A 15,869-nucleotide genomic window follows, 5' to 3' on the forward strand; every position below is an offset into this window, starting at 1 on the left:
CGCGGGTCGCCTTGCTGACACGGCTGGTGACGCTGGCCGGCTTGCTGACGATGCCCCATGGGCGAAGGACACCGTCGGCGCGGGCCGTCACGCTGATGATGCTGCCGACGCTGGTCGCTTGGCTGACGAGAGCGGCGATGCCGCTGCGGATGCGGGCCGTCACGCAGACGTCGACCCGTCGACGCTCGAGCGCGCCAACCGCAACTTCGTGAACCACGGCGACCCGGACTTCGGCCGCATGGAGTGGAACACGAAGGATGGCGTGAGCCCGGATGTCGTCGAGGGGCCCCGACCCGACGGTGGCGACGCGCGCAAGATGGGTTTGCACCAGAGCCACTACGACACAGGCGCGACGATCAACGGTGACGGCAACCTCGTCTCGACCTCGGGCCGCGTCTTCACTGGGGACCAGGTTTCGCACCACTGGACTTCGAGCACGGGCAAGGGGAATGACCTCCTCATGGTCGGCAACGGTCCGGAGGGTGCGCCCTTCAAGCCCGACCACCGCTACGTGCTCGACAGCGGCAAGACGGTCATCGAGACTAATGAGTACGGCGCTCCCGTCTACAACCGCTCGTACGTGGACGAGCTGGCGCCCAAGTCGAAGGCATACCGTGGCCCGGCCACCTACGCTGACAGCTCGGATTGGGGCTCGCTCAACCACGGTCTTGAGACGCCGAACCGCGGGCATGGTTCGGGTGCTGGTTTCCGTGGTCCGTACGAGGACATCAACCAGATCCCGCAGGCCAGCTACACGAATGGAACGCTACAGAACAACATTGAGATGGCAATCCGCGAGGGGATCGGGCGAGGTGATGGCCCGTTGCTGCTCGAGCGGCACACGACCTTCGACACGATGCAACACGCGAGTGACCCGTCTCGCGCGGTGAGTGGCCCGCCGCTCGAGCACCGCTTCACGATCACGCAGGTGGAGACGGGTGAACCCTGGGTCCCGAAGAAGGACGGTCAGCCGCTCCCGCTCACGATCGAGGAGCGCTTCACGAACCGCTAATTCGTTCGTCAAAGACCCTTCGAGAACTCCCCATGGCCGGTCGGCCATGGGGAGTTCTCACCACTGACACCACTGGCCTCGGCCTCTACGGTTGTTACAGACGAAGGGATCCCGCATGGCGACTGGAATGTTTGGTGCAAACCCCGACGAACTACGTGCCGTTGGTGGTGAGTTTGGTGTGGCTGCAGGATTGCTCGAGTCAAGTGGCGCGACGGTGGGCGCCGAGATTGCCGGTGTTCGCTGGCTCGGCGTCGATGCAACGCTCTACCGAGCGAACTGGGGGACGACCATTCCGAGCCATCTGATTGAACTCAGTGGTGTGCTCGAGACGGTCAACACCGACCTCGAGCGTCAGGCGGGCGACCAGGAGGACGCGAGCCAGCCCGGTAACGGCAACGAAGGTTGTGCGAAGTCGGTCGGCGACGGTCTCCGCAGTGCCGGCAATGCGCTCGGTGGATTCCTCAAGGGGGTCTTCGTCGATGGCATCTGGGGCGACCTCAAGGGCCTCGGCGCGCTCATCGGTCTCGATGAGAACGGCTGGTCGTGGGAGACGATGAAGAACACCTGGAAGGGCATGGGTGGTCTCATCGGTTTCGATAAGGACGGCAACTGGTCACTCGACACCCTTGGTAACACGTGGAAGGAAGTCGGCAAGGACTTCCTCGCCTGGGATCAGTGGAAGACCGACCCGGCCGGAGCCCTCGGCAAGGTTGCCTGGAACGTCGGATCGCTGTTCATTGGTGTCGGTGAAGCGAAGATCCTCGCCAAGGCGGGTACGGCGGCGGACGCAGGCAAGGTTGCCGATGCTGCCGCGGACGCAGGACGCGTGGCCGATGCCGCGGGGGATGCCGGTCGGGTCGCGGATGCTGCAGGCGATGCTGGCGACGCAGGTCGTGCTGCCGAGAAGGCCGGTGACGCTGCCGATGCCGGCAAGGCCGCTGATCGTGCCCCCTGGGATGGGGACAACGCGGGTGCCTCGCGATCCGCCGATGAGGCCGGCAAGGTTTCGGATGAAGCCGCCGAGCGCGCATCCAAGTGGAGCAACGAAGACGGTTACAGCCCCGATGTCGCGAACACGGGCGGCCGCGTGGATGGCGCGGATGCCGACAAGATGGCCATGCACAACGGGCCATACGACACGGGTGCGCGCATTAACCCCGAAACTGGCAACATCATCTCGACCTCGGGCCGTGAATTCGCGCCGGAAAACGTGAGCAACCACTACACCACCACCACTGGTAAGGGCGATCCAGACCTCAAGGTCGGCAATGGCCCAGACGGAATGCCGTTCAAGCCGGACCACCGCTACGTCCTGGACGACGGCAAGCACATTGTCGAAACGAACGAACACGGCGTGCCCGTGTACGACCGCCACATCGTTGACAACGTTTCCGGTCAGGACGGTGCTCCATTCAGCAACTCAGAGCCCTTCCGAAAGGGAGGTGGCTCGCCGACTCCGGCAGGCGCTGACCGTTGGGGTGACATGAACGAGGGTCTCGTCGACCCGAGGCGAGGCCACTCTGATGCCGCCTCGCTCCGTGGCGCCAATGAGGACATTGCCGTGCGACCGCAGTCCGATCGGGCGAACAACTACCAGGCCATGATCGAACACGAGCTCCAGCAGGCGCAGAAGGGGAAGTCCGCCGAACTTCCGCGTCAGGACTATTACGTCGTCGAGCGTCACACCACCGTCGGCAATGGCGGTACCGGGCCGGCTACCGAGTACAGCTTCAACATCAAGGGCGCGGACGGCACCCAGTATGACGAGCTCATCGCGACGAAGAACTCCGACAAATTCGGCGTCAAGCCTGGTGACGCCATCGACCTCACCTTCCAGGAGCACTTCCACCCGGGTCAGCAGCCTGCGCCGTAACCGGATACTCGCGGCCGGCGCTTGATAGCGTCCCTGTACGGTCCCCGAGAGGAGCATGATGGACGTCAACGAGGATCCGCACGCCAACGACGCCGTATTCGTTGAGCTCTGGCGTGAAGCGTTGCCCGCCGAGGCGACCTCCGCTCGATGCGTCGTGTCGCTCTGCAACTCGGTGGTGTGGAGCCGCCAATGGTGGACGGGTGCAGACGGTGCCGAACACCAGGAGCGAGTGAAGCCCTCACTCCGGACGGCCGCGAGCAAGGCGCGGTGGCGTGAATCGGGGCCGGGTAAGGGCGCGTGGATTCTGCTGAAGGGCGAATTCGACGGCCACACCATGACCTTCACGCGTGAGCATTCGACGCGCACGTACTGGGGCGATCACCCGGGCGCCCCCTTCGAGCCGCCAGCGCAGGGAGAAGAGATTCGTCCGAGCGACGATACCTGGCGCGATGAGATGACGGGCGGCTGGTATCCGCGCGACGACGAACACTGGCCCGACTGGCTGCCGCGCGAGAGTACGACGGTGCATCCGAAGCTCAATACTGAGGCCCCGCTTACGGGTCGGCTGGCCGAGCTCGCCACGTCGGAGCCGTGGTCGTCGTGGATTCCGGAACTTGATCGACGCCTCGCAGAATGGGTCGCGAAGCGTCCCGAGATCGTCCGGGAACTCATCGAAGAGGGGCCGGACGCCCACGCGCGTCAAGCAATCCTCGAGAACATCCCGATCGAGTTTGCGCACTGGGCACAGCCGGACGGCAACGATGCGCTCGCCGAACAAGCCGATGGCATCCTCAACGAGCTCATCGATCTTCGTCTCACCGGCGTGACGGTCTAGGCCGTCTGCGTCATGGGGAGTTCTCCCCAACGACAGCGCGGGAGCCCGCCTCTACGGTTGTTGCGGAGGAGGGACCCCGATGGCCACTGGAATGTTTGGTGCAAACCCCGACGAGCTACGCGTTGTCGGCGCCGAGTTTGGTACGGCCGCAGGCGTACTCGAAGCGAGCGGTGCCACGGTTGGCTCGGAGATTGCAGGTGTCCGCTGGCTCGGTGTTGACGCGACGCTGTACCGCGCAAATTGGGGCACCGTCATTCCTGCACACCTTGGCGCACTCGGTGGCGTCCTTGAAGGCATCAGCGCTGACCTTGAGCGTCAGGCGGGCGACCAGGAGGATGCGAGCCAGCCCGGCAACGGGCACGAAGGCTGCGCCCAGTCGGTCGGCAACGGTCTGAAGAGTGCCGGCAACGCGATCGGTGGATTCTTCAAGGGCCTTGTCGTGGATGGCATCTGGGGTGACATTAAGGGCCTCGGCGCGCTCATGGGCTTTGACGAAAACGGCTGGTCGTGGGACACGATGAAGAACAGCTGGCGCGGTCTTGGCGCCCTGGCAGGCTTCGACCAGAACGGCAATTGGTCGCTTGGGACGCTCGGCAACACGTGGAAGGAAGTCGGCAAAGACTTCCTCGCCTGGGACACCTGGAAGTCGGACCCGGCAGCCGCGCTCGGCAAGGTCACCTGGAACATCGGCTCGATGTTCATCGGTGTTGGTGAGGCGAAGATGCTCGCCAAGGCTGGTGCCGTCTCGGACGCCGGACACATTGCGAATGTCGCCGCCGACGCTGGCCGTGTGGCGGACGTCGCCGCGGATGCCGGTCGCGTGGCTGATGCCGCTGCTGACGCGGGCCGTGTGGCGGATGCTGCAGGCGATGCGGGCCGCATCGCGGATGCCGCTGGCGACGCCGGCCGTGTTGCCGACGCCGCGGGTGATGCCGGTCATGCTGCGGACGCCGCCACGGATGCCGCGCGTGCCGCCGACAACGCCCCGTGGGCTGCCGACAACGCCGGAGCCGCTGGCCGCGTTGACGATGTCGCCGGTGGCGCCGACGAAGCCGCCGCTGCCAGCCGCATCGACCCCTCGACGCTCGACCGTGCCGACCACGCACCCATCCACAAGGCCGACCCGGACTTTGGCCGCATGGAGTGGAACACGAAGGAGGGCATGAGCCCCGACGTCCTCGACTCGCCCCGCACCCTCGAGCAGGGCGCGGTGGACTGGAAGATGGAGCGCTGGCGCGGCCCCTACGACACAGGTGCCCACATCGACGCCGACGGCAACCTCGTGTCGACCTCCGGCCGCACCTTTACGTCGGACCAGGTCTCGCACCATTGGAGCTCGGCCACCGGCGGCTACAACAAGGACCTCCTTGTTGGTAGTGGTCCCGAGGGTATGCCCTTCAAACCCGACCACCGCTACGTACTGGACGGCGGCAAGACGGTCATCGAGACAAACGAGTTCGGCGTGCCCGACTACAACCGCTTCCACGTCGACACCTTCGCGCCGAGGGAAGGTACTGACGGCATGTTCATGCGCAAGGACTTCGACCACGAGCTTGGCCAGTTTGTGAAGCACACGGATGCTCGCAGCTCCGCGTGGGGTGGCCTCAACCAGGGCGTCGAAGTGCCGAGTGCGGGTCACGCGCACGGCCGCGGCACGATGGGACCCTTCGAGGACGTCAACCAGATTCCGCAGAACCGCTACGCGAACGGTGAACTGCAGCTCGGCATCGAAGAGGCCTTCCGTGCGGAAGCCTCCGTCGACCGCCCCATCATCGTGGAACGCCGCACGGAGTTCAGCCACCTGCAGGCTCCGAACGACCCGAACACGGTCGTGTCGGGCCCGGCCATCCGGCACACCTTTGACGTCACTGACGCGCGCACTGGGGAACCGATCATCCTGCACGGTAGGAACGGTCAGCCGATGGACATGTCCATCCCGGATGGCCCGGGTGTTGTGAAGCCGTAGCATCCACACCCAGTGCAGACAGGAGCCCACACGATGACGGAGATCGAACGCACGCACAACGAAGCAATGGAGGCTGCGTGGCGGGGGGACCTTCCTGCTGAGGCAGTCTGGGCGAGCTTCGAAGCCAGCTTCTGCGGCGCGGAGGGCGACTTCAAGGGTTGGTGGGAAGACGCGAACGGCACCCGCGAGGTGTTCCCGATCCACGCGCCGATCTGGCAGGCCGTCGGTCTCGCGCACGTTCGTGAACGTCGTGCCGAGGAAGGCGTGTGGATCTCGATCCGCGGCGATATCACTCCGGAAGGCTGCACCTTCACCCGCAACTGGGACGAGCGCCGCTACTTCGGCACCCACCAGGGTGCCCCGGTGGTACCGCCGAAGAACCAGAAGAAGATTTACCCGAACGACGAAGCCTGGCTCGAAGAGTTCACGATCGGGCAGCGACGCACGCCGGAGCACCTCCCGTCGTGGATTGCCGGTTCCAAGCTCGAAGACCAGGGTCAGGTGTTTGACCCGAACGGCGCCGTGCCCGAGCAGCTTGCCGCGGTCGCTTCCACGGCTCCCTGGGGCGAGTGGATTCGCGACTTCACGCTCGCGATGGAGCGCTTCGTTGAGGGGCAGCGCGGCATGGTGCGCGGCCTTCGGGAACCCGCTGAGAGCATCGAGTTTGAGTCGATGAGCGAGATCATCGCCGACAACGTCCCCGGCATCTTCTTCGACGAGCTCAAGCAGAAGCCGCTTGCCGAGCTGTTCGCTGCGTGGGCGGCACTGTCCGGCTCAAGCGTGGCATCCTTCGCATCGAGCGGGACGATCGCCGAAGCACTGGACGCACATGACGAGCGTGCCGAGAAAGCCTTCGCCGAGGTCACGAACCACCTCGACGACGCTGTCGAAGCGCTTGTTGAAGCGCGCGTCATCCGTTCATAAACGACATCCCAGGGTTTATCCGGGGGCGGTACCCTGACCCCAACACCGCCACGATCATCATCAGGAGAACAGCATGGCAATGGACACCGAGCGCCTGAACGAGTGCATGAACCGCATCGCGCGAGGTTGGTTCCAAGCCATGCCTGAGGGCCAGTGGACGAGCGCCCAGCTGTTCTGGGCCGAGGCAGGCGGCATCATCTACTCGTCGACGATCGCTGCTGACATTGACGGTCAGCCGCGCACGGTGTCGCAGCCGAAGGACGTCCACGACGCGCTTCGTGAACTCCGCGAGGGGATGGCCGAGCCGGGCCGCGGCACATGGATCTCGGTCTCGATGTCGCTCACCCCGCAGGGTGTGCTCGAGACAAACTACAACTGGGACCGCCGCTTCTACTGGGGCGACCAGGAAGGCTTCCCGTGGGCTCCAGACACGCGCGACGGCGCCGTTGACTCGCCGAGCGACGACCAGTTCCTCGCCGAGCTCGAGCGTTTCCCGCGCGAGCCGATGATGATCCCGGCCTGGTACCCGCGCCGTGGCCTCGCCGAGCAGTCGGCCGGTGCTGCTTCGACGGATGACGCCACGCACGCCGTGAACCCGGACGCCGATGCACGCTTCACCGAGGTGCTTGCTTCGAAGGGTGCACTTCCGGAGGACATCCGCCCGCTCATGGATGCCTGGGGTTGGCCCGGCATTGTGGAATCCGTCCGCAACACGATCGCCCACGCCATCCGCCAGGTGCCGGAGGAGCTCAAGTCGGCGCTCGCCGGTGAGCAGGGCGATGAGGCTCGCGCGAAGGCCCTCGTCGAGTTCCGCGACGGTGTCGCGAAGGGTGCAATGGCGAGCGTCTACCGCTCGGGCTCGATCGTCGCGATCCGCCTCGTGCAGGAGTACCACGCCGTCCACGGCGGCACGCTCCAGGGTGTAGATGCCTTCGCGAACGCTGCCCCGCTGGAGCAGTACCGCGAGGAAGCCGCGATGCGCCCGGTCATCGAGCTCATCTTCAGCCGCATCCTCGCGATCGCCACGACCGACCTCTCGGCTCGCTTCGGCACCGAGATCCCGGCGTAACACAGTGCCCTAATTCATGAGGGTCGCGGCGAGTGTGAGCGCCGCGGTTCCCAGCAGTCCTGCCAAGACGAGCACCTTGACGAGTGTCCGTTTGCGAACGGGCCCGTTTGAAGCAGCATCAGCCACTTTGCGGCTCGCCCCGATAAGCGGTGCCCCGGCGGGATCTTCCATGTAACTCATCACCTTCCGAGCTATCTCAGTTAGCGGTGCTGCGGCTCTTCGCGTCCCTCGGCGGCCGTGGACGGCTCGTTCGGGGCGTCATCGTCGTTGACGCCTTCGGCCTCCGGCTCGCCCGCCGTGTTGAGGCCGAGGCGACGGCGCGTGTCCTCTTCGTGGAGCTTACGCTCCTCTTCGATGACGCGCTCGTATTCGCGGCGAAGCTTGGAGCGGCCAAAGCGCGGCGCGGTCTGGAGCTCTTCGCGCAGGCGGATGCGGTCGGCGGCGAGGCGCTCGCGGCGGGCCTCAATCTCTGCCTCCTCGGCCTCCTGATTCGCCTCTTCCGCGGTGAGCTTGCGGGGTGAGGTGCCGAGGTCATCCATCGTGATCTTGATCCACGAGGAGGTGAGCAGGAGCACCGTGCAAAGCAAGTTGAAGAAGATGAGCACACCGAGGAGCACCGCGAAGGATGCCGCGATCGGGTTGCTCGTTGCACCACCGAGGAGCGCCGAACCGAGCTGCTTGAGGATCTGCACGCCGACCGCGCCAATGAGCGCACCGATCATGAGCGTGCGCTTCGGGATGCGGAGCCCCGTGAGGACGCGCACGAGGAGCGCCATGATGACGGCATCCGCGGCAATGACGATGCAGATCGCGAGCACGCGCAGCACGAAGGTGAGGATGGGGGCGTCTTCGCCGATACCGAGGATGCTCAGCAGCCACTTGAGTGCGGCCGTGCTTGCCACGGTGAGGAAGGTCGAGGCGATCATCATGAGGCCGAAGCCGATGATGACGCCGAGGTCCTTGAGCTTGAGGAGGGCGAAGTTCGTCGGCGGCGAGACTGGCACCTCAAAGATCTTGCGGATCGCGGCGCGGGCACCAGCGAGCCAGCCGAGCGCCGTCCAGAAGGTACCGATGAGGGCGATGATGCCCATGATGCCGAAGGTCTTGCCACCGGCCTGGTCAAGCGTGGACGGCTTGATGACGCCGTCCTCACCGACAAGGCCGGGCACCGCATCGGACATGCCGCCGAGGATCAGATCCTTGAGGCCTTGATCGTCGGCGATGAGGAGCGCCATCGCCGAGAAGATGGCCCAGATGCCGGCGAAAAGGGAGAAGATAGCGCTGTAGGCCATACCGCCCGCGAGCAGCGACCCGTTCTGCTGCCCGAAGTGCTTGAACACGCGCACCGGCCGGGTCGAGGTGACCCATGCGAGGAACAGCTTCAGCTTCTCCATCGCGCTCGCGCCAGCGGGCGCCTCGGGGTATCGCGGGAACATCGTGTGCTTGATCTCGGGCTCTTCGCGCTCGATGAGATCGACATTCGTCGCGCCGCGCGGGGTGCTCTTGCCTCTTTCACTCACGCACCCCACCCTGACATGTAAGTCAGGGATTTCCGTGGGTGAAGCCCGTGCATGCTGCCCGTACAGTGGTCGCGTGGACGAACAGGCACAGTATTTCGGGGCCGGCATCGGCGAGGGCATCGTGACCGGCCCGGCCGTCTGGTTCCGCCGACCGCGCGTGGATGCCCAGACGACGGCAGAGGCGCGAGAGGGTGATGGTCTCGGTGACATCCGCGAGGCGCTCGAGCACGTCTCGACGCAGTTGACGGCCCGGCGCGCAGGAGCCCCGGCCGCGATTGCTGCACTCATCGATGGGCAGCTCGCGCTCGTGAACGACCCGACCTTGCTGGAGGAAGCAGCTGCCCGCATGCGGGAGGGGACGAGCCCAGCGGCGGCCCTCGCAGCAAGCTTCGATGAGTTCATTGACGAATTCGAGGCGCTTGGCGGCATCGTCGCGGAGCGGGCCGTCGAACTTCGCGACCTCAAGCACCGGGCGCTCGCTTCGCTCAACGGCGACCGCGTCATCCCGCTCCCGAACCCAGGCCACCCCCACATTCTGCTCGCACGCGACATTCCGCCGAGTGCTGCGGTGGATCTCGACCCGGAGCAGGTGCTGGGCCTTGTCACGCTCGAAGGCTCGCAAACCTCGCACATTGCGATCATCGCGAACGAACTCGGTATCCCAGCCGTGGTGGGTGCGGCTCGTGCTCGAGAGGTGCGCGATGGTGCGAAGCTGCGCCTGGATGCGAGCGAGGGCGTTGTGGAGCCCGCGCCAGAGGATGCCCGCGTGAGTGCTCCCCGTCCGCGTCCTCGCGAACCAGAACCAGTGGGCGGCCCCACGCCAGCAGTGCTTGCCGACGGCACCGAGATTGAACTGCTCGCGAACGTCGCCTCCATGAGTCACGTCACCCGCGCGCGTGAGCTTGGCGCGCAGGGTATCGGCCTCTTGCGTACGGAGCTCCTCATCCAATCCGAGGGCTTGCTCACGGGGGATGCGGCACCCTCGCGCGAGGTGCAGCGGGTCTGCTACGAGCGCGCCTTCGCCGAGATGCCTGGCGCGAAGTTCCTCGTTCGCCTCTTTGACGCGGGATCCGACAAACCGCTGCCGTTCCTTGGCGTGCGTGGCGAAATGAACCCGGCCCTCGGCGTGCGCGGTGTGCGTGCCCTCCTTGCCCGAGAGCAGATCCTCCGCGACCAGCTCGAAGCGCTCGCGGAAGCCGAACGCAATAGCGGCGCGGAACTGTGGGTGTCCGTGCCCATGCTGAGCACCCCGGTCGAGCTTCACCGGGTGCGAGAGATCGCTGACGAAGCGGGCGTACGACGCCTCGGATCCATGCTCGAAACGCCTGCTGGCGCGCTCACTGCGCAAGATTTCCTCGCCGACTCGGCCTTCATCTCGATCGGCACGAACGACCTCGTGCAGCACACCATCGCCGTCGACCGCACGAACGCCGACCTTCACCCGCTGCAGCTGCACGACCACCCGGCAGTGCTCGCGATGATCCAGCACATCCAGGAAGTCTCGGATGAAGCGGGCGTGCCGGTGAGCGTCTGCGGCGAGAGCGCCCGCAACCCGGAACTTGCGATCCTGCTCGTTGGGCTCGGCATCCGGAGCCTCTCCATGGCACCGAGTGCTCTCGCCAAGGTGCGAGAACAGCTCACGGGCCTTCGCCTTGAGGATGCCGAAGCTGCGGCTCAGCGCGCACTCGGCACCCTCGCCAACTACCCGTAACCGTCAACTACCTCGGGCAGCGAACTGTCTCCAACAGCCAACTACCTCAAACAGCGAAGCGCCGGTCGGGATGAACCCAACCGGCGCTTCGCGTGTGCGGTGTCGCTTAGCGGCGACCGCGAATCATGGCCTGCTTCACTTCGGCAATTGCCTTCGTGACCTCGATGCCACGCGGGCATGCCTCGGTGCAGTTGAAGGTGGTGCGGCAGCGCCACACGCCTTCCTTGTCGTTGAGGATGTCGAGGCGAACCTGCGAGGCCTCGTCGCGCGAGTCGAAGATGAAGCGGTGTGCGTTCACGATCGCGGCCGGGCCGAAGTACTGACCGTCGGTCCAGAACACCGGGCACGAGGTCGTGCACGCGGCGCAGAGGATGCACTTCGTGGTGTCGTCGAAGCGCTCGCGGTCCTTCACCGACTGGAGGCGCTCCTTCTCGGGCTTTGAGGAAGCCTGGAGGAAGGGTTGCACCTCGCGGTACGCGTTGAAGAACGGCTCCATGTCGACGATGAGGTCCTTCTCGAGCGGAAGACCCTTGATCGCCTCCACGTAGATCGGCTTCGTGACGTCGAGGTCCTTCACGAGCGTCTTGCAGGCGAGGCGGTTGCGGCCGTTGATGCGCATGGCATCCGAACCGCAAATACCGTGCGCGCAGGAGCGACGGAAGGCGAGCGAGCCGTCCTGGTCCCATTTGATGCGGTGGAGGGCGTCGAGGACGCGGTCGGTGGAGTACATCTCCACGTCGAAGGACTGCCAGTACGGCTCAGCGTCGAACTCCGGGTTGTACCGGCGGATGTTGAGCGTGACCGTGAAGGGCTTCGGCGCCTCGATGGGCGCAGCGGTGTTGTCTGACATGCTGTGCGGAATCCCTTCGGCCTAGTACTTGCGTTCTTGCGGCTGGTAGCGCGTCATGCGGACGGGCTTCTTGCCGAGCTTGATGTGGTCGGACGGGTTCGGCGAGGTGCGGTCGCCGGTGAGGTACGCCATCGTGTGGTGCATCCAGTTCTCGTCGTCACGCTTCGGGAAGTCGTCACGCATGTGACCACCGCGCGACTCCTCACGGTTGAGGGCGCAGTACACGAGCACCTCGGCGAGGTCGAGGAGGAAGCCCAGCTCGATGCCCTCGAGGAGTTCGGTGTTGAAGCGCTTGCCCTTGTCGTGCACCGAGATGTTGCGGTAGCGCTCGCGGAGCGAGTGGATGACGCGGGTCGCCTCGGTGAGGGTTTCCTTCGTGCGGAACACCTGAGCGTTCGCGTCCATCGTCTCCTGGAGTTCGCGGCGGATGCCGGCGACCGACTCGGTGCCGTTGTTCGCGCGGAGCGCGTTGAGCATGCCCTGGAGGTTCGCAGCCGGGTTCTCGGGGAGCGGAACGAACTCGGCGGTCTTCACGTACTCGACCGCGTTGCGGCCCGAACGCTTACCGAAGACGTTGATGTCGAGGAGCGAGTTCGTGCCGAGACGGTTCGAACCGTGCACCGAGACGCAGGCGCATTCGCCAGCGGCGTAGAGGCCGGGGACGACCGCTTCCTCGTCGTTGCGGAGGACTTCACCGGCGTTGTTCGTCGGGATGCCGCCCATCGCGTAGTGCGCGGTCGGGTAGACCGGAACCGGCTCGACGACCGGGTCGACGCCGAGGTAGGTGCGGGCGAACTCGGTAATGTCCGGGAGCTTCGTCTCGAGGACCTCAGCACCGAGGTGGGTGCAGTCGAGGAGCACGTAGTCCTTGTGCGGGCCAGCACCGCGGCCCTCCTGGACCTCCTGCACCATCGAGCGGGCGACGATGTCACGCGGGGCGAGGTCCTTAATGGTCGGTGCGTAGCGCTCCATGAAGCGCTCACCCGAGGCGTTACGGAGGATGGCACCCTCACCGCGAGCGCCCTCGGTGAGGAGGATGCCGAGGCCTGCGAGACCGGTCGGGTGGAACTGGTAGAACTCCATGTCCTCGAGCGGGAGGCCCTTGCGCCAGATGATGCCCATACCGTCACCGGTGAGGGTGTGCGCGTTCGAGGTGGTCTTGAAGACCTTGCCGAAGCCACCCGTAGCGAAGATGAAGGCCTTGCCCTGGAAGACGTGGATGTCGCCGGTCTTGAGGTCGTAGGCGACAACAGCGGCGGGACGCTCCACACCGTCAACCGTGTTCATGACGAGGTCGAGGGCGTAGTACTCGTTGAAGAACTTGACGTTGTGCTTGACACAGTTCTGGTAGAGCGTCTGGAGAATCATGTGACCGGTGCGGTCAGCGGCGTAGCAGGCGCGGCGGACGGCAGCCTTACCGTGGTCGCGCGTGTGGCCACCGAAGCGGCGCTGGTCGATCTTACCTTCCGGCGTGCGGTTGAAGGGGAGACCCATGTTCTCGAGGTCGATGACGGCTTCGATGGCTTCCTTCGCGAGGATCTCTGCCGAGTCCTGGTCGACGAGGTAGTCGCCACCCTTGATGGTGTCGTAGGTGTGCCACTCCCAGCCGTCTTCTTCAACGTTGGCGAGGGCTGCTGCCATGCCACCCTGCGCGGCACCGGTGTGCGAACGCGTCGGGTAGAGCTTCGTGATGACGGCGGTGTCGGCACCCTGGGCGGCCTCAATTGCCGCGCGCATGCCGGCGCCACCGGCGCCGATGATGATGATTTCGTGCTGGTGGTAGTGCACGCCGTCGATGACCTGCACGTCCTTGATCTGCTGAGCTGCCATGAGAGCTTCTGTTCCTAATTCTTCGTTCGGGCGACTAAGCGGCGCAGAACTTCGGCAGGAGGTCTGCCGGCGAGTTCGCGGGGCACGGGTCGAAGGTGAAGATCACGAGGAGACCGAGCACGATCATGACGATCGTGACGATGCCGAGCGTGAGCTGCAGGCCCTTGTTGAGGCCCTTACCCGAGATGTAGTCGTTGATGATCGTGCGCATGCCGTTCGCGCCGTGAATGAACGCGAGCACGAGCAAGAGCGAGTCCCAGACCTTCCAGAACGGGTCCGACATCTTGCCGCCGACGAAGGCGAAGTCGATCGCCTTGATGCCGTCGCCAACCATGAGGTTCGTGAAGAGGTGGCCGAAGATGAGGATGACCAGCACGACACCGGAGCCGCGCATGAACATCCAGCCGGTCTTCTCCCAGTTTGTCTTCTTCGTCTTGGGAGCGCGCGGGTATTCGATGAAATCGATCGTCATGTGAGTGCCCCCTTAGTGCGAGAAAACGTTGATGAGGTGACGGGGGAGGAAGCCTGCCATCGTGAGAGCCCACAGGCCCATGACGATCCAGAACATGAGGCGCTGGTGACGTGCACCGCCCGGGAGGAAGTCAATGAGGATGACGCGGATACCGTTGATGGCGTGGAAGGCGATCGCGCCGACGAGGACGCACTCACCAAGACCCATGATCGGCGTCTTGTAGGCGGACATGGCCGCGTTGTAGGCCTCCGGACTCACGCGCACGAGTGCCGTGTCAAGCACGTGAACGAGGAGGAAGAAGAAGATCGAGACACCCGTGATGCGGTGCAGCACCCACGACCACATGCCTTCCGTGCCGCGGTAGAGTGTGCCGCCGCGGTGGGTCTTCTTCGTCGAGCTCGGGGCGTTGGCTCCCGAGGAGTTCTTGGCTTCCGTCGTGACTGTGGTCACGCAAATCCCCTCTCAGATGGGTGGGCGACGTCAGGGACGTGGGGGACGCCCCGAACCGAAGCCTGTCGTGGGCGGTAGCGACCGAGGGCGGTGTGACCGACGAACGGCAGGAATCAGCCTCTAGCCTACCCCGTTCTCCAGGACCTGCTCACTTTCGATGAGGGCGTCATCGTCCGCAGTGAGCGAGAGCGCGCGTTCGCGGGCTTCTCCGCCGCGGCGCTTGGTGATGACATCCCCGTAGTGACCGAGCAACTCGTCGCACACGCTCTCCCAGGAGCGGTCGAGGACACGGCGGCGGCCTGCCTCGCCCATGCGGGCGCGGGCGTCGGCGTTCGCGACGAGGTGTTCGACGCAGCGGCGCAGGTGGGCGTCGCATTCGCTGAAGGGGTCAAAGAGGTAGCCGTCTTCGCCGTGGCTGATGAGGTCGATCGGGCCGCCTGCGTAGGGAGCAACAACGGGAAGGCCCGCAGCGTGCGCCTCTTGAATCGTCTGGCCGAAGGTCTCTTCAGTGCCCGTGTGGACGAAGATGTCGAAGCTTGCGTAGGCGTAGGAGAGGTCCTTGCCGGAGAGCTTGCCCGCATAGTGGACGGGCATCCCCTTGAGGGCCTTCTTCACCGAGTCCATCGAGGGGCCGTCGCCGACGATGACGATCTTGATGTTCGGGATGCCGCGGAGGGCGGCGAGGCGCTCGACCTGCTTTTCGGGCGCGACGCGGCCCACGTAGCCGATGACGACCTCATCGGGGGAGTTCGTGATGCGCTGGCGCAGGCGTGCGACCGTGTCGGTCTGGCGGTGGCGCGGGTGGTAGCTCTCGAGGTCGACGCCGCGGCCCCAGAGCTTGAGGTTCCCGACGCGAGCGCGCTGGAGGTCTGCGATCGAGGAGCTCGACGGCGCGAGGTTGAGGTCGGCGCCGTTGTGGATCCAGCGGATGACTTGCCAGGCAACGCCCTCCATGGCGGCGAGGTTGTTGCGGCGCGTGTAGCCCGCGACATCCGTCTGGAAGATGGCGACCGTGCCGATGCCGCGACGCTTCGCGGCGGCGATCGCCTCAGCGCCAAGGAACATGGGGCTGGCGACGTGGACGATGTCAGGGGCGAAGTCGTCGAGAAGCTTCTGTACGCGCGTGTTCGGAACGCCCACCGGGAACTGGCGATAAGTAATGGTCGGCACTTCGTGGACCCGGAACCCCTTGTAGCGCTTCGGTGCGCCAGCGGTCGGACAGATGACGATCGCATCGTGGCCGCGGAGGGCGAGATGGTCGAGGACCTTACACACGGAATTCGTCACACCATTGATCGTCGGCAGGAAGCTCTCGGTGACGATGGCGACGCGCATAGCGTCCAGGGTACGTCTTTCG

General features: G+C 65.2%; 14 protein-coding genes. 7 read left to right on the plus strand and 7 right to left on the minus strand.

The window, feature by feature from the left end:
- The 6 genes from ZAL01S_RS02725 to ZAL01S_RS02750 all read left to right on the plus strand — a co-directional run.
- The coding region (locus ZAL01S_RS02725; RefSeq protein WP_159421548.1) for a hypothetical protein at positions 1-1,012 on the plus strand (1,012 nt) is incomplete at its 5' end.
- A gap of 115 nt (positions 1,013-1,127) precedes the next feature.
- A complete protein-coding gene (locus tag ZAL01S_RS02730; protein ID WP_159421549.1) occupies positions 1,128-2,885 on the plus strand; it encodes a hypothetical protein in 1,758 nt (585 codons plus the stop codon).
- Between the two features lie 55 nt (positions 2,886-2,940).
- Positions 2,941-3,720: a hypothetical protein gene (locus ZAL01S_RS02735; RefSeq protein ID WP_159421550.1), complete on the plus strand. Its 780-nt coding sequence runs from the start codon at positions 2,941-2,943 to the stop codon at positions 3,718-3,720.
- 79 nt (positions 3,721-3,799) lie between these two features.
- On the plus strand, positions 3,800-5,686 hold the full coding sequence (locus tag ZAL01S_RS02740; RefSeq protein WP_159421551.1) for a WXG100 family type VII secretion target: 1,887 nt from the start codon (positions 3,800-3,802) through the stop codon (positions 5,684-5,686).
- Between the two features lie 33 nt (positions 5,687-5,719).
- Positions 5,720-6,610, plus strand: a complete 891-nt coding sequence (locus ZAL01S_RS02745) for a hypothetical protein (protein WP_066079428.1) — start codon at positions 5,720-5,722, stop codon at positions 6,608-6,610.
- A gap of 73 nt (positions 6,611-6,683) precedes the next feature.
- The gene (locus ZAL01S_RS02750; protein ID WP_066079431.1) at positions 6,684-7,679 is read left to right on the plus strand and encodes a hypothetical protein; all 996 of its coding nucleotides are present in this window, start codon (positions 6,684-6,686) and stop codon (positions 7,677-7,679) included.
- 9 nt (positions 7,680-7,688) lie between these two features.
- Here ZAL01S_RS02750 and ZAL01S_RS10220 read toward each other — a convergent pair whose 3' ends face one another.
- Both ZAL01S_RS10220 and ZAL01S_RS02755 read right to left on the minus strand, forming a co-directional pair.
- A complete protein-coding gene (locus tag ZAL01S_RS10220) occupies positions 7,689-7,850 on the minus strand; it encodes a hypothetical protein (protein WP_159421552.1) in 162 nt (53 codons plus the stop codon).
- 29 nt (positions 7,851-7,879) lie between these two features.
- Complete coding sequence (locus tag ZAL01S_RS02755) at positions 7,880-9,199, minus strand: YihY/virulence factor BrkB family protein (RefSeq protein ID WP_066079434.1); 1,320 nt, start codon at positions 9,197-9,199, stop codon at positions 7,880-7,882.
- A 73-nt stretch (positions 9,200-9,272) separates the two neighbouring features.
- On the opposite strand from ZAL01S_RS02755, the gene ZAL01S_RS02760 reads away from it, so the two are divergent.
- Positions 9,273-10,910: a putative PEP-binding protein gene (locus tag ZAL01S_RS02760; protein WP_066079437.1), complete on the plus strand. Its 1,638-nt coding sequence runs from the start codon at positions 9,273-9,275 to the stop codon at positions 10,908-10,910.
- A 106-nt stretch (positions 10,911-11,016) separates the two neighbouring features.
- On the opposite strand, the gene ZAL01S_RS02765 is transcribed toward ZAL01S_RS02760, so the two are convergent.
- From ZAL01S_RS02765 to ZAL01S_RS02785, 5 genes are all read right to left on the minus strand, one after another.
- Positions 11,017-11,760 (minus strand): succinate dehydrogenase iron-sulfur subunit, encoded by a 744-nt coding sequence (locus tag ZAL01S_RS02765; protein ID WP_174519453.1) that lies wholly within the window; start codon positions 11,758-11,760, stop codon positions 11,017-11,019.
- 21 nt (positions 11,761-11,781) lie between these two features.
- Complete coding sequence (gene sdhA, locus ZAL01S_RS02770; RefSeq protein WP_066079444.1) at positions 11,782-13,590, minus strand: succinate dehydrogenase flavoprotein subunit; 1,809 nt, start codon at positions 13,588-13,590, stop codon at positions 11,782-11,784.
- Between the two features lie 34 nt (positions 13,591-13,624).
- On the minus strand, positions 13,625-14,062 hold the full coding sequence (gene sdhD / locus ZAL01S_RS02775) for a succinate dehydrogenase, hydrophobic membrane anchor protein (protein WP_066079447.1): 438 nt from the start codon (positions 14,060-14,062) through the stop codon (positions 13,625-13,627).
- Positions 14,063-14,074: 12 nt separating this feature from the next.
- On the minus strand, positions 14,075-14,512 hold the full coding sequence (gene sdhC, locus ZAL01S_RS02780; protein WP_260103584.1) for a succinate dehydrogenase, cytochrome b556 subunit: 438 nt from the start codon (positions 14,510-14,512) through the stop codon (positions 14,075-14,077).
- 120 nt (positions 14,513-14,632) lie between these two features.
- Positions 14,633-15,847, minus strand: coding sequence for a glycosyltransferase family 4 protein (locus ZAL01S_RS02785; RefSeq protein ID WP_083523002.1), 1,215 nt, complete (start codon positions 15,845-15,847; stop codon positions 14,633-14,635).
- Positions 15,848-15,869: the final 22 nt, after the last annotated feature.

Source organism: [Zimmermannella] alba NBRC 15616 (genome assembly GCF_001570905.1).
Taxonomy (GTDB): domain Bacteria; phylum Actinomycetota; class Actinomycetes; order Actinomycetales; family Microbacteriaceae; genus Pseudoclavibacter; species Pseudoclavibacter albus.

What these genes read in the sequence shown, in the direction of transcription:
- ZAL01S_RS02735 (WP_159421550.1), top strand. Translation starts at nt 2,941, where the DNA reads ATGATGGACGTCAACGAGGATCCGCACGCCAACGACGCCGTATTCGTT.
- sdhA (WP_066079444.1), bottom strand. Translation starts at nt 13,590, where the DNA reads ATGGCAGCTCAGCAGATCAAGGACGTGCAGGTCATCGACGGCGTGCAC.
- ZAL01S_RS02745 (WP_066079428.1), top strand. Translation starts at nt 5,720, where the DNA reads ATGACGGAGATCGAACGCACGCACAACGAAGCAATGGAGGCTGCGTGG.
- ZAL01S_RS02740 (WP_159421551.1), top strand. Translation starts at nt 3,800, where the DNA reads ATGGCCACTGGAATGTTTGGTGCAAACCCCGACGAGCTACGCGTTGTC.
- ZAL01S_RS02750 (WP_066079431.1), top strand. Translation starts at nt 6,684, where the DNA reads ATGGCAATGGACACCGAGCGCCTGAACGAGTGCATGAACCGCATCGCG.
- ZAL01S_RS02765 (WP_174519453.1), bottom strand. Translation starts at nt 11,760, where the DNA reads ATGTCAGACAACACCGCTGCGCCCATCGAGGCGCCGAAGCCCTTCACG.
- ZAL01S_RS02785 (WP_083523002.1), bottom strand. Translation starts at nt 15,847, where the DNA reads ATGCGCGTCGCCATCGTCACCGAGAGCTTCCTGCCGACGATCAATGGT.
- ZAL01S_RS02730 (WP_159421549.1), top strand. Translation starts at nt 1,128, where the DNA reads ATGGCGACTGGAATGTTTGGTGCAAACCCCGACGAACTACGTGCCGTT.
- ZAL01S_RS10220 (WP_159421552.1), bottom strand. Translation starts at nt 7,850, where the DNA reads ATGGAAGATCCCGCCGGGGCACCGCTTATCGGGGCGAGCCGCAAAGTG.
- sdhD (WP_066079447.1), bottom strand. Translation starts at nt 14,062, where the DNA reads ATGACGATCGATTTCATCGAATACCCGCGCGCTCCCAAGACGAAGAAG.